Origin of the sequence: Geobacillus thermodenitrificans subsp. thermodenitrificans DSM 465, from assembly GCF_000496575.1 — a bacterium.
Taxonomy (GTDB): Bacteria; Bacillota; Bacilli; order Bacillales; family Anoxybacillaceae; genus Geobacillus; species Geobacillus thermodenitrificans.
In genome coordinates this window covers 223,204-237,028 of record NZ_AYKT01000001.1, presented here as the reverse complement: position 1 = coordinate 237,028, position 13,825 = coordinate 223,204, and the positions used below count along the sequence as shown (strand labels likewise).

General features: G+C 52.7%; 8 protein-coding genes and 2 pseudogenes. 3 read left to right on the top strand and 7 right to left on the bottom strand.

Annotated elements, in window-relative coordinates; translation table 11 throughout:
- Window positions 1-72: 72 nt before the first annotated feature.
- Window positions 73-2,745: a calcium-translocating P-type ATPase, SERCA-type gene (locus tag DSM465_RS0101240; protein ID WP_029760435.1), complete on the bottom strand. Its 2,673-nt coding sequence runs from the start codon at window positions 2,743-2,745 to the stop codon at window positions 73-75.
- 260 nt (window positions 2,746-3,005) lie between these two features.
- Here DSM465_RS0101240 and DSM465_RS0101230 point away from each other — a divergent pair, with 260 nt between their 5' ends.
- The 3 genes and pseudogenes from DSM465_RS0101230 to DSM465_RS18685 all read left to right on the top strand — a co-directional run bounded on the left by DSM465_RS0101230 (window position 3,006) and on the right by DSM465_RS18685 (window position 6,168).
- Complete coding sequence (locus DSM465_RS0101230; RefSeq protein WP_029760434.1) at window positions 3,006-4,745, top strand: Rqc2 family fibronectin-binding protein; 1,740 nt, start codon at window positions 3,006-3,008, stop codon at window positions 4,743-4,745.
- A gap of 91 nt (window positions 4,746-4,836) precedes the next feature.
- Window positions 4,837-5,415 (top strand): annotated as a pseudogene (locus DSM465_RS18095) (histidine phosphatase family protein).
- A gap of 349 nt (window positions 5,416-5,764) precedes the next feature.
- Window positions 5,765-6,168, top strand: a pseudogene (locus DSM465_RS18685) (immunity 70 family protein).
- 352 nt (window positions 6,169-6,520) lie between these two features.
- Here DSM465_RS18685 and pyrE read toward each other — a convergent pair.
- Genes pyrE through DSM465_RS0101195 form a run of 6 tightly spaced genes read right to left on the bottom strand, consistent with a single transcriptional unit; the run spans window position 6,521 to window position 13,824 of the window.
- Entirely contained in the window at window positions 6,521-7,144 is a 624-nt protein-coding gene (gene pyrE / locus DSM465_RS0101220; protein WP_029760433.1) for an orotate phosphoribosyltransferase, read from the bottom strand.
- A complete protein-coding gene (gene pyrF, locus DSM465_RS0101215; protein WP_008878653.1) occupies window positions 7,141-7,860 on the bottom strand; it encodes an orotidine-5'-phosphate decarboxylase in 720 nt (239 codons plus the stop codon). Before pyrF ends, pyrE begins: the two co-directional genes overlap by 4 nt.
- On the bottom strand, window positions 7,832-8,773 hold the full coding sequence (locus DSM465_RS0101210) for a dihydroorotate dehydrogenase (protein ID WP_029760432.1): 942 nt from the start codon (window positions 8,771-8,773) through the stop codon (window positions 7,832-7,834). The genes pyrF and DSM465_RS0101210 overlap by 29 nt, the downstream gene beginning before the upstream one ends.
- Complete coding sequence (locus tag DSM465_RS0101205) at window positions 8,770-9,543, bottom strand: dihydroorotate dehydrogenase electron transfer subunit (RefSeq protein ID WP_029760431.1); 774 nt, start codon at window positions 9,541-9,543, stop codon at window positions 8,770-8,772. The genes DSM465_RS0101210 and DSM465_RS0101205 overlap by 4 nt, the downstream gene beginning before the upstream one ends.
- Window positions 9,540-12,737: a carbamoyl-phosphate synthase large subunit gene (carB, locus tag DSM465_RS0101200; RefSeq protein WP_029760430.1), complete on the bottom strand. Its 3,198-nt coding sequence runs from the start codon at window positions 12,735-12,737 to the stop codon at window positions 9,540-9,542. The genes DSM465_RS0101205 and carB overlap by 4 nt, the downstream gene beginning before the upstream one ends.
- On the bottom strand, window positions 12,730-13,824 hold the full coding sequence (locus tag DSM465_RS0101195; protein WP_029760429.1) for a carbamoyl phosphate synthase small subunit: 1,095 nt from the start codon (window positions 13,822-13,824) through the stop codon (window positions 12,730-12,732). Before DSM465_RS0101195 ends, carB begins: the two co-directional genes overlap by 8 nt.
- Window position 13,825: the final 1 nt, after the last annotated feature.

Genomic DNA, 13,825 nt, shown 5'->3' with positions numbered 1-13,825 from the left:
GTCATTGATGAAAAAAAGAAAAGGCCATAGAGCATACCTCTATCACCTTTTTCATTATACCATATACGTTATTTATTTTCTCGTAAAAAGCGAACCGGCAAACAAAAACGTCGGCAAAGCGGACAGCCCAACAATGAGCAACCAATCGAGCGCAGCGAGCGGTTCAGTATGGAACACCGTCTGCAGCGGCGGATAGTAAATGACGACGAACAGGAGCAGCAGCGACACGATGACCGCCGCAACAAGATAACCGTTCCCTAACGGATTGCGGTCAAAAATTGAACGTTCGCATCGGCAGTCAAACACATGGACTAATTGGGCGAGCACAAGCGTCGCAAACGCTGCCGTCTGGGCGTAAGCAAGCTCATGGCCGCTTCGTTCGTAGGCGGTCATAAACGTCGCCAGCGTAACAAGACCGATCAAAAAGCCGCGGCTGATGATCTTCCAACCAAGTCCGCGGGCGAACACCCCTTCATCAGGGCGTCGCGGCGGCCTCTTCATTACGTTTTCCTCCGGCCGGTCAAGTCCGAGCGCCATAGCTGGCAAGCCGTCCGTAACAAGATTGACCCATAAAATTTGGATCGGCACGAGCGGCAACGGCAGCGCGAGCAACATCGCAAACAACATCACTAAAATTTCCCCGACGTTTGAGGCGAGCAAATAACGAATAAACTTACGGATATTTTCATATATGTTGCGCCCTTCTTCAATCGCTGCTTGAATCGTCGCAAAGTTGTCATCAAGCAATACGAGCGATGCAGCTTCTTTCGCCACGTCCGTTCCTGACCGCCCCATCGCAACACCGATGTCAGCCGCTTTAATCGCCGGCGCATCGTTCACCCCGTCGCCAGTCATGGCGACAATATGACCGCGCCGCTTGAAGGCGTTGACGATTTTCAACTTATGTTCCGGCGCGACACGGGCAAACACGTAAATATCATCAATCTCACGCTCAAGCTCGTCGACCGACAGGCGTGATAACGTCGCTCCATCCATCACTTTGCCGTCAGGCGGCAATACGCCAAGTTGTTTGGCGATCGCCTTGGCCGTCAACACATGATCGCCGGTAATCATCACCGTTTTCATGCCTGCCTCTTTACAGCGCGCCACTGCTTCTTTCACCTCAGGGCGCGGCGGGTCGATCATGCCGGCGACACCAAGAAAAATGAAGCGTGTTTCTGCCTCTTCTTCCGACTGGATTTTCTCATTGTCGGCAAGCGGCCGGTAAGCAACGGCGATCGTGCGCAAGGCTGAGGCCGCCATCTGGTGAACCGCCTTCTCGACCGCTTCTTTCCATGCCGGAGTCAGCGCCTGCTCGCGTCCGTTCCATTCAAGGCGTGTCGCCCGTTCAAGCAACACGTCCGGAGCGCCTTTCGTCACCGAAAACCGACGGCCGTTTCGGTCGCGAACGATGACTGTCATCATTTTCCGCTCGGAATCAAACGGAAACTCCCGTTCAATGACATAGTCACGAAGGAGTTCGCCTTTTTTCATGCCCGCTTTTTCCGCAGCGACAAGCAACGCTCCTTCCGTCGGATCGCCGTCCACATAGCGGCGGCCGTTTTGCTCTTTCAGCTCCGAACTATTGCAAAGCACCGCCATCGTCAATAGACGACCGAGCGCCGGAGCCCGATGCGGATCGACCGTCCGGTTGCGTTCCGAAAACTCCCCGTCCGTTTCCAAGCCAACGCCGCTTACTGAAAACGTCCGCCCTCCTGCCCATAGTTGCGTGACGGTCATCATGTTTTCCGTCATTGTCCCCGTTTTGTCGGAACAAATAACCGAGGCGCAACCAAGCGTCTCCACTGCCGGAAGTTTGCGGACAATGGCGTTTCGTTTGATCATTCGTTGCACGCCAAGCGCCAGTACAACTGTCACAATTGCCGGCAATCCTTCTGGAATGGCTGCCACCGCAAGCGATACACCAGCCAAGAACATTTCATACAGATCATGCCCTTGCACGACCCCAACCGCCACCACCGCTGCCGTCAGTGCCAGCGCCACGATAAGCAAAATTTTCCCGAGCTGCTCTAAGCGGCGCTGCAGCGGCGTCAGGCCAGCATCCGCCTCTTCAAGCATCGTCGCGATTTGCCCCATCGCCGTTTTCATTCCGGTAGCAATGACGATACCAACGCCGCTTCCCCTTGTTACTAACGTCCCCATAAACGCCATATTATGCAAATCGCCTAATGACGCCTGCTCAGTAAGAAGCGGGGCAGCTGATTTCGCTACCGGCACCGATTCACCCGTTAACGCCGATTCCTCAATCTCCAACCCGTTCGCCTCAATGAGCCGGATATCAGCCCCGACCCGATCGCCGCTTGTCAATTTAACAATATCGCCAACGACCAACTCCCGCGCTTGAATTTTCACCCACTCGCCGTCGCGCAACACCATCGCTTGCGGAGCAGACAGCTGTTTTAAAGCAGCAAGCGACTTTTCTGCCCGCCGCTCTTGGATAAAACCAAGCACGGCGTTCATAATGACGATGACGACAATGGCAACCGCATCGACATATTCGCCTAAAAATGCCGAAATGATGGTCGCCAACAGCAAAACGAGCACCATAAAATCTTGAAACTGGCGGAAAAAGACAGCAATTGCCGGTGTTGCTTTCCCTTCTGCCAACTCATTATAACCAAACTGCCGCAACCGTTTTTCTGCCTCCGTCGCGGTCAGCCCGGCCGTCACATTCGTCTTTGTCTCGTGTGCGACATCGTTGGCAGCCAGCATATGCCACTGCATCCCGTTTCCCCTCCGTTCTTCCGTCTTTTCGGCACACTGCTCTCGCTCTTCTATGCTTATTCACACATGTCCGAAAAAATGATATGTTTAGCGGTATAAACGAATGATCGCTTGGCCGCGCCATTTCCTTTTCATTTTTATATAACCGTTTTGCTCCACGCCGCGATCCGTCTCCACAAAATGTTCGCAAAAATGTTCAAAATGGCAAATCGTATGGTAAGATCGGAGTAGCAAAAGAAACAAATAGAAAGGTGTTTCCCATGTCGTTTGATGGAGTGTTTACTTATGCCATTGTCGGCGAATTGCAAGAAGCGCTCGCAGGAGGGCGGATCACGAAAATCCACCAGCCGTCAGCGTATGAGATCGTCATGCTCGTGCGCGCCCGCGGCCATAATCATAAAGTGATGCTATCGGCGCATCCGACGTACGCCCGCGTCCATTTGACAAACGAAACGTACGATAACCCGCCCGAGCCGCCGATGTTTTGCATGCGGCTGCGCAAACATTTAGAAGGAAGCATCGTCGAAGCCATCCGCCAAGTCGAGTTTGACCGCATTATCGTCATCGATACAAAAGGGCGCGATGAACTTGGCGATGTGCAGACGAAACAGCTCATCATTGAAGTAATGGGCCGCCATAGCAACATCATCTTAGTCGATGCATCCACCAACACGATCATCGACAGCTTGAAACATTTGCCGCCATCGGTCAATCGCTACCGGACCGTGCTCCCTGGGCATCCATACATCGCCCCGCCGACGCACGGCAAGCTGAATCCACTGGAAGCCACCGAAGAAACAATGCTGAAAAAAATCGACTTTCACGCTGGCAAGCTCGCCCATCAGCTCGTCTCCGCCTTCAGTGGCATTTCGCCACTGTTCGCCAATGAAGCTGTATTTCGAGCTGGGCTCGCCAACCGGGCAACGCTGCCAAAAAGCTTCGTCACGTTGATGAACGACGTGCGCAATCGTCGTTTTGCGCCGACGATGTATACCAACGGAGAAAAAGAATGGTTTTACATTTTGCCGCTGACCCATATCCAAGCGGAAGGAAAGCCGTTTGCGAGCGCGAGCGAGCTGTTGGATCGCTTTTATTTCGGCAAAGCGGAGCGCGACCGCGTCAAACAGCAAGCCCATGACATCGAGCGGCTCATGGCGAACGAAAAAGCGAAAAACGAGAAAAAGCTCCTCAAGCTCGAACAGACGCTTGCGGAAGCGAAACAAGCCGATATGTACCGGCTGTACGGCGAACTGCTCACCGCCCATTTGTATGCTGTCAAGCGCGGCATGACAGAAATCGAGGTCACAAACTACTACGACGAACGCGGTGGAACGGTCACGATCCTGCTTGACCCGCAAAAATCGCCGTCTGACAACGCGCAACACTATTTTCAAAAATACCAAAAAGCGAAAAACTCACTCGCTGTCGTCCGTGAACAAATTGAGCGGACGAAAGAAGACATCGCTTATTGTGATACGATTTTAAGCCAGCTCGAAACCGCTTCGCCAAAAGACATCGAGGAAATTCGCGACGAGCTCATCGAACAAGGCTACTTGCGTCCGCGCGCCGCTAAAGGGGCGAAAAAGCGGAAGCCAACTGCGCCTGAGCTTGACCGCTACATGGCCAGCGACGGCACGGACATACTCGTCGGCAAAAACAATAAACAAAACGACTATCTCACAACAAAGCTCGCCCATAAAGACGACGTTTGGCTGCATGTGAAAAACATTCCCGGCTCGCACGTCGTCATCCGGAACAAACAGCCGTCAGAACAAACCCTGCTTGAAGCGGCGAACTTAGCCGCCTACTTCAGCAAAGCCCGCCACTCCGGCTCCGTGCCGGTCGATTACACGCGCGTCCGCTACGTGAAAAAACCGAGCGGCGCCAAGCCAGGGTTTGTCATTTACGAAAACGAACAAACACTCTACGTCACACCGGACGAAGAGCTCGTCCGCGCCATGAAACAGCGGCAAAAAGAACACGCGGCGAAACAGTCGTAAACAAAGAATGTCCCTATAGCCATGGTTGTCTTTTTTGATATGGTAATTATTGCTACGAAAATGGTTCATCTACCGTAAATGATAGGAGTTAATGGAGAAGAGGGAAATGTTGACGAATTTGTATTTCGTAAGACACGCTCACTCGGTTTATACGTCGGACGAGCTCGGTCGACCGCTGTCGGAACGCGGCATGCGCGATGCCGAGGTGGTGACAGAATTGCTGAAGCATGAACGGATCGATATCGTGTATTCAAGTCCATATCAACGCGTGATCCAGACGGTGGAAGGCATTGCGAAGCATGTCGGAAGCAGGATCGAAATCGAAGACGATTTCAAAGAGCGGAAGTTGGCTGCAACGGCAGTCGACGATTTTCTTGCGGCGGTCCAAAAAGTGTGGGAAGACGAAGCTTTTTGTTAGGAAGGTGGCGAGTCGAACCGCCTCGCACAACAACGAGGCGTGCGTGCTGTATTTCGCATATTGGAAAAGCATAAAGGAAAAAACGTCGTGATCAGTACGCACGGCAACATCATGGTATTAATCATGAACTATTTCGATAAGCAGTACGATTTTCGTTTTTGGCAGCGCCTTGCGATGCCCGACATTTACCAATTGTCGTTTCGCAGCAACGAGCTTATGGCGATTGAGCGCATTTGGAAAGAGATTGAATGATCTTGAAAAAAGGCGATGATGCCGTTTGTGAGCGCACTTGCAGTGTTATGAGCGGAAAACTTCTTAACGGATATGTCTGCCCTTTTGTTGTAAGCTCATGTACATTTCATGCCCATCCACCCACATCATCGAACGCCTTCTTGAAACAGCACTCGCCATCAGGATGGGAACAAAGCAGGCTAAACAAAAACAGCCGCCCCTTGCTGAGCAGTAAACACTGATAACCAAACACGAAAGGGCGGACGTCATCATATCGGAAGAAACATTAGATGATTTGTATGATAAAATAATGAAAAAAACAAATGGTAAAGTAAATATGAGATTTAAAACTAATGAGTGAGGTGACAGAATGGCTGTAGGTTTTAAAGTAAAATATTATTGGTATCCAATTGGGCATGGTGAATTTTTACAACAATAAGCTATCATTTAGAGCCAAATGGTTGGGGAACAAAGTATCCTCTTTTATTAAACAAACTATATAATGGCAAACTTGAGTATAAATATATTAAAGATGCTATTAAAGAAATAGATGAAATTAAAGAAAGTTTAAAAAATTACAGTCCATCACAGGTCATTTGGGATATTGAAGACATTTCCAAAACACCACCATGGGGAGATAATATAAGTGATGAAATTACAGACTTATCTAACTATTTTGTTACAAGTGATGGAGAAGATTTAATAACTATTTTAAAAAAAGCCTTAAATAAGGCTTTAAAAGTAAAGTCAGACATTGAAATAGAAAGTATTTAAGAAACTTTCAACTAAATGTAGTGAAAACAAAATTTTAAAAGGTTTTTCGGTAGCTAACATTTTGAATGTTGTTGATGCATTAAACTTAGAGAATTCAGATTATAGTGTGTTTGAACTTGATGGCGAGAGTATATATAGTACTGTAGATGAACATTTTTTCATTACAGTAATTTCCATACCCTAAGAGACAAACAGAGTACCTCCCATAGTCATCAAGTCATCGCTAGTTCGATTGACTTTGGCCGTTCTATCGCCATTTCCGTCATCATCGGAGGCGACGGAAGTCCCGCTCGCTAACAACACATGACAAAAGCGCGAACCATTCTTTGGTCCGCGCTTCTCTCTTCTCTATCTATTTTCCCCACTCTTCCGGATTTTCCCGCCATGTTCGCAATGTAGCCAAGTCGTGCTCGCTGACGGCACCAAGGCGGACGGCCGTTTCGATGAGTGTGTCGTAGTCGGTGAGGGTGTAGGCAGGCACATTCGCTTCGGCAAACGCCTGCTTCGCTTTTTCAAGTCCGTACGTGAAAATGGCGGCGACGCCAAGCACCTCGCAGCCCGCCTCTTTCAAGGCGCGAACGGCATTGAGCGAGCTGCCGCCGGTCGAGATTAAGTCTTCGATGACGACGACGCGTTGGCCCGCTTCGGCTTTTCCTTCAATTTGTTTCCCTTTTCCGTGCGCTTTCGCTTGGCTGCGGACATAGCACATCGGCAAACCAAGCCGCTCGCTCACCCAGGCGGCGTGCGGGATGCCGGCGGTCGCTGTGCCGGCGATGAGGTCTGCTTCGGGAAAATGGGTGCGGATGAGGTCCGCGAGACCGTCAGCGATCATGCGGCGCACTTCTGGATAGGCAAGCGTTAGGCGATTGTCACAATAAATGGGCGATTTCAAGCCAGACGACCACGTAAACGGTTCGCTTGGCTGCAAGGCGACGGCCCCGATCTGAAGCAGTTTGGCAGCGATGTCGTGTTTCATTCTGTTTCTCCTCCGTTCCATTCGTGTTGCAAGCGGGAGTAGGCCGCGAGCGGGTCAGCGGCGCGGGTGATGCTGCGGCCGATGACGATGTAGTCGGCGCCGAGCGCGCGTGCTTTCCTTGGCGTCACGACGCGCACTTGGTCATGCACTGAATCGTCGGCAAAGCGAATCCCCGGTGTGACCGCGAGAAACGAAGCACCGCACCGTTCTTTGATGAGCGTCGCTTCGTTCGCCGAGCAGACGACACCGTCCATTCCGCTCGCTTGCGCCAACGCTGCGTAATGGCTGACCGTTTCCTCAAGCGGCTGGGAAATCCACAGCTCTTCATGAAGCATCCGCTCATCCGTGCTGGTCAGCTGGGTGACGGCGATGCAGCGCGGCCGAGCAGCGCCGCTTGGCGTTCCAGCGTCAAGCCCCTCTATGGCCGCTTCCATCATGCGCCGGCCGCCGGCGGCGTGAACGTTCACTAAATCGACACCTAAGCGAGCGAGCCCTTTCATCGCCTGTTTCACCGTATTCGGGATGTCGTGCAGTTTTAAATCTAAAAACACGGCATGTCCTTGTTCTTTGAACATGGCGATGATGGCTGGACCCTCCTGATAATACAGCTCCATGCCGACTTTCACAAACAGCGGCGTGCCGCTAAACGGGCGTAAAAACTGCTGTACGTCATGTTTAGATGGAAAATCAAGAGCGACAATGAACGGCGTGTGCACCGGTTTTCCAGCTCCTTCCCGTACATTCCGAGATATGTCGAATCCCAAGCTCGTCAAGCAGCACCGGCAGTTCATTGATGATCGTCGGGCAGACAAACGGGTCGATGAAATTGGCCGTCCCAACGGCGACCGCGCTCGCGCCGGCGTAGAAAAATTCGAGCACATCTTCCGCTGTTTGCACGCCGCCCATGCCGATAATCGGAATGGATACCGCTTGGCTCACTTCATAAATCATGCGGATAGCGATCGGCTTTACTGCCGGGCCGGATAAACCGCCGGTGCCATTTGCTAAAATCGGCCGGCCTGTTTTCACATCGATGCGCATACCGACGAGCGTATTGATCATTGTCAAGCCGTCGGCGCCCGCTTGTTCAATTGCTTTCGCCATCGCGACGATGTCCGTAACGTTAGGCGATAGCTTCACATACACCGGCACGACGGACACTTCCTTCACGAGCCTCGTCAGTTCGGCCGCCACTTCTGGCACAGTACCGAACGCAATGCCTCCTTTTTTCACGTTTGGGCACGAAATGTTAAGCTCCAGTGCATGAACGTTTGGCGCCTTTGAGATCGTCTCGGCCACTTCGACGTATTCTTCCATCGTTGAGCCGGCGATGTTCGCGATGATCGGCACATCAAACTGTTCAAGCCACGGCAATTCTTCCGCAAGCACCTTATCAAGCCCTGGATTTTGCAAGCCAATAGCGTTTAACATCCCGCTAGGCGTTTCCGCCACCCGTGGCGTCGAATTGCCGAAGCGAGGCTCTTTTGTCGTCGCTTTAATCATTATGGCCCCTAACACGCTTAAATCGTAAAACTGGGCGTACTCGCGGCCAAACCCGAAACATCCGGACGCCGGCATGATCGGGTTTTTGAGCGAAAGACCTGGCAGTTCGACTGCAAGCCGGTTCATAACACCACCTCCCCGGCCCGAAATACCGGACCGTCGCTGCATACTTTTTTATACGCCGTCTCGCTCCCCGGCACATGGCAGACGCAGGCAAAACACGCTCCGACGCCGCAACCCATCCGCTCCTCTAGCGACAAATAGACCGGCCGGCCGCGGAATCGTTCAGCCAACGCCTTTAACATCGGCTTCGGGCCGCAGGCGTACAACACGTCAAACGAAAGGCCCTGTTGCTCGATCACATCAGTGACGCGCCCTGCCATCCCGTATGATCCGTCATCGGTGGCGATATACGTCTCACCGAACGCAGCAAATTCCGCTTCGTAAAAAACGGCGGCTTTGGTCGCGAAGCCAAGTACGCTCACGACGTTTACCCCCCGGTTCGCCAGCTGTTTTGCCAATTCGTACAGTGGCGGGACGCCGATGCCGCCGCCAACCAACAGTGCCCGACCGCCCGCTGGCGCGGCATCTAGCGGAAAGCCGTGGCCGAGCGGACCGAGCACATCAACTCTGTCGCCCGGCTGTTTTTGTGTTAACAACGCAGTGCCTTTCCCTTCCTGGCGGTAAATGATGATGCATTGCCCCTGCTTGTGGTCGATCTGACAAAGGCTCAACGGACGGCGCAAAAGCGGATCGGCCGCTTCTGCCACTTTGATATGAACGAACTGCCCCGGCTCATTCATTTGGGCAACGAGTTGGCCGCTCAGTGTCAATTCATACGTGCGCTCAGCAATCATCCGTTGGCTGACTACCGTCATTCGTTCACGGCCGATCATGAACGCACCAGCCCTTCCGTCATCGCCGTCGTTGAAAACGTCATCGATTCAACGACCTGGAGCATCGCACGTGCGGTATCCAACGACGTCAAGCACGGAATGCCGTTTTCGACCGCTTCGCGGCGGATGCGGAAGCCGTCGCTTTCCGGTTGCTTTCCTTTTGTCAACGTATTGATGACGACTTGCGCCTTCCCTTGGCGGATGACATCTAAAATATTCGGCGACGCCGAATGGATTTTATTGACAACCGTCACCGGAAGGCCGGCCGCTTTCAATGTCGCAGCTGTGCCATTCGTCGCCAAAATTTGATAGCCAATTTCGACAAAGCGGCGGGCAAGGTCGATGGCTTCCGCTTTATCTTTGTCCGCCACCGTCAACAGTACCGCCCCATGCGGCTGAATGTGAATGCCGGACGCCACAAGCCCTTTGTAGAGCGCTTTTTCAAACGTCATGTCTTTGCCGATCACTTCACCGGTCGACTTCATTTCTGGCCCGAGCGAAATATCGACGTTGCGCAGTTTCGCAAACGAAAACACGGGTACTTTCACAAAGACACCCTCGCGCGTTGGGCAGACGCCAGTTTCATAGCCCATTTCAGCGAGCTTCGCCCCTAAAATGGCCTTTGTGGCGAGGTTGGCCATCGGCACACCGGTGATTTTGCTTAAAAACGGCACGGTGCGGCTTGAACGCGGGTTCACTTCAAGCACGTATACATCGCTGTCAGAGATAACGAACTGGATGTTTAAAAGCCCAACGATGCGCAGCCCGCGTGCCAATTTGACTGTATAATCAACAATCTTTTCGATGACATCGGCACTTAATGTTTGCGGTGGGTAGACAGCAATCGAGTCGCCAGAATGGACGCCGGCCCGTTCGATATGCTCCATAATCCCTGGAATGACGACCGTCTCACCGTCCGAGATGGCATCGACTTCAACTTCCTTGCCGGTGATGTAGCGGTCGATCAACACCGGGTGTTGCGGGTTGACGCGAACGGCGTGTTCCATGTAATGGAGCAGTTCCTCCTGCCCGTACACGATTTCCATCGCCCGGCCGCCGAGCACGTACGACGGACGGACAAGCACCGGATAGCCGATCTCTTCGGCGATAGCGACCGCTTCCTCCACCGAAACGGCCGTTTTGCCGGCCGGTTTTGGAATGCCGAGTTCGGAGAGCACCTGTTCAAATTTGTCGCGGTCTTCGGCGCGGTCTAAATCTTCAAGCGTCGTCCCGAGCAAGCGGACGCCGCGCGCTTCGAGTTCTGCCGCTAAGTTGATGGCTGTCTGGCCTCCGAACTGGACGATGACGCCGACCGGCTGTTCGAGCTCGATGACATGCATGACATCTTCTGCTGTCAGCGGTTCAAAGTACAGTTTGTCCGACGTGCTGAAGTCGGTCGACACGGTTTCAGGGTTGTTGTTGATGATGATCGCTTCATAGCCCGCTTGTTTAATGGCCCAGACGCAATGGACGGTCGCATAATCAAATTCGATCCCTTGGCCGATGCGGATCGGGCCTGAGCCGAGTACGATGACGCTCTGTTTCTCGGTCACGATCGATTCGTTTTCTTCTTCATATGTGCTATAGTAGTACGGCGTTTCTGACGTGAACTCGGCCGCGCACGTATCGACCATTTTGTAAACTGGCACGATGCCCTCCTGACGGCGCAGCTCGTAAATGTCGCGTTCCGTTTTGTTCCATAAGTTCGCCACCGCGGCGTCCGAGAAACCGAGCGCTTTCGCTTTCTTTAGCACTTCAAGATCTCCTGGATGGCTTTGGACGACCGTTTCCATCTTGATGATGTTCTCAAGCTTATGCAAGAAAAAACGATCAATTTGGCTCCACTCATGCAGCGTTTCGACCGATACCCCGCGGCGGAGCGCTTCAGCGATGTAAAAGAGACGCTCATCGCCCGCCTTGCGGATCCGTTTTTCGATCACGTCGTCTGCAGCCGTGTTCACATCTTTCAACTCGAGATGGTGAACGCCAATCTCAAGCGAACGAACCGCCTTTAACAGCGATTCTTCAAACGTTCGGCCGATCGCCATCACTTCTCCCGTCGCTTTCATTTGCGTACCGAGGCGGCGGTTCGCCGATTCAAATTTGTCAAATGGGAAGCGTGGAATTTTCGTCACCACATAATCAAGTGTCGGTTCAAAGCAGGCATACGTTTTTCCGGTGACCGGGTTGATCATTTCATCAAGTGTTAGTCCGACAGCAATTTTCGCTGCCAGTTTCGCGATTGGATACCCGGTTGCTTTTGAAGCGAGCGCCGACGAGCGGCTGACGCGCGGGTTCACTTCAATGACGTAATAGCGGAAACTGTCCGGGTCGAGCGCCAGCTGGACGTTGCAGCCACCTTCGATGCCGAGGGCGCGGATGATGTTAAGCGACGCGTTGCGCAACAGCTGGTACTCGCGGTCGCTTAACGTTTGGCTCGGAGCAACAACGATCGAATCGCCCGTGTGAATGCCGACCGGATCGATGTTTTCCATGTTGCAGACGACGATCGCATTGTCGTTGGCATCGCGCATCACTTCATACTCGATTTCTTTGTAGCCAGCGATGCTCCGCTCGAGCAGACATTGATGCACCGGACTCATTTTTAAACCGGTCGAGACGATGTCAATGAGCTCCTCTTCATTCGTACAAATACCGCCGCCCGTACCGCCAAGCGTAAACGCCGGGCGGACGATGACCGGATAACCGATCTGTTGGACGAACTCGTACGCTTCCTCCAAGCTGTGAACAATGGCGCTTTCCGGCACCGGTTCACCAAGCTCGTTCATCAAGGCGCGAAACTGCTTGCGATCTTCCGCCTTTTCGATCGCCTCCAGTTTCGTGCCGAGAATTTCAACTCCGCATTCCTCAAGCACGCCGGCTTTCGCAAGCTGGACGGCCAAGTTGAGCCCGGTTTGGCCACCCAGCGTCGGCAAAATCGCGTCTGGCCGCTCTTTTCGGATAATGCGGGCGACAAACTCGAACGTCAGCGGCTCCATATATACTTTATCGGCGATTTCCGTATCGGTCATGATCGTCGCCGGGTTTGAGTTTACGAGAATGACTTTGTATCCTTCTTCTTTTAAAGCTAAGCATGCCTGCGTCCCAGCGTAGTCAAACTCGGCCGCTTGGCCGATGACGATCGGCCCTGAGCCGATCACTAAAATCGTTTCGATGTCACGGCGTTTAGGCATGGATGACTTCTCCTTTCTTGCTGAACTCGCGGATGAGTGTCAAAAACTCGTCAAACAGTGAATTCGCATCTTCCGGCCCCGGCGATGCTTCCGGGTGATATTGCACTGTAAACGCCGGGAAATCGAGATGACGGAGCCCTTCGATCGTCCCATCATTCAAGGCAACATGTGTCACTTCGAGATGAGTGCCAACGAGCGACTCATGCGTCACGGCATAGCCGTGATTTTGCGATGTGATAGCCACTTTGCCGGTGCGCAAATCTTTCACCGGATGGTTCGATCCGCGATGGCCAAATTTCAATTTTTCCGTATTCGCACCACACGCCAAAGCGAACAACTGATGGCCGAGGCAAATCCCAAAGAGCGGCACTTTGCCCAAAATCCCACGAATCATCTCAATCGCTTCCGGCACATCTTTCGGATCGCCCGGTCCGTTTGAGAGCATCACCCCATCCGGATGCCAGCTGAGCACGTCTTCTGCTGTCGCATTGTACGGTAACACGATGACATCGCAATGCCGTTTGTTCAACTCACGCAAAATACCATGCTTCATCCCAAAATCGATGAGCACGACGCGTTCACCGCGCCCCGGGCTCGGGTAAGCACTTTTCGTCGAAACGCGTTTTACTTGGTCTCGCGGCCACTCCATCGCCCGCAGTTTCGCCGCCGCTTCCGCTGGGTGGACATCCAAGCCGCAAATCATTCCTTTTAACGTCCCGTGCTGGCGAATGAGACGCGTCAGTTTGCGCGTATCAACGCCGGCAAGCCCCGGAATGTCTTTTTCTTTTAAATAGGCATCGAGCGTCATTTCACCGCGCCAATTCGACGGAATTGAGCATGCCTCTTTAACGATGAATCCGTGCACATACGGGCAGATCGCTTCAAAATCGTCGCGGTTAATGCCGTAGTTGCCGATCAACGGATACGTCATCGTCACGATTTGCCCGCAGTACGACGGGTCAGTCAAAATTTCTTGATAACCGGTCATCCCGGTGTTAAAGACGACTTCACCCGTCGTCTCTTTCAAACTGCCAAATGCTTCCCCAACAAAAAACGAACCATCTTCTAAAATAAGCTGCCGCTTCATG

Coding starts and splice junctions, on each gene's coding strand:
- DSM465_RS0101230 (WP_029760434.1), top strand. CDS start 3,006: ATGTCGTTTGATGGAGTGTTTACTTATGCCATTGTCGGCGAATTGCAA.
- DSM465_RS0101210 (WP_029760432.1), bottom strand. CDS start 8,773: ATGAACCGGCTTGCAGTCGAACTGCCAGGTCTTTCGCTCAAAAACCCG.
- pyrE (WP_029760433.1), bottom strand. CDS start 7,144: ATGAAACACGACATCGCTGCCAAACTGCTTCAGATCGGGGCCGTCGCC.
- DSM465_RS0101195 (WP_029760429.1), bottom strand. CDS start 13,824: ATGAAGCGGCAGCTTATTTTAGAAGATGGTTCGTTTTTTGTTGGGGAA.
- DSM465_RS0101205 (WP_029760431.1), bottom strand. CDS start 9,543: ATGATCGGCCGTGAACGAATGACGGTAGTCAGCCAACGGATGATTGCT.
- DSM465_RS0101240 (WP_029760435.1), bottom strand. CDS start 2,745: ATGCAGTGGCATATGCTGGCTGCCAACGATGTCGCACACGAGACAAAG.
- carB (WP_029760430.1), bottom strand. CDS start 12,737: ATGCCTAAACGCCGTGACATCGAAACGATTTTAGTGATCGGCTCAGGG.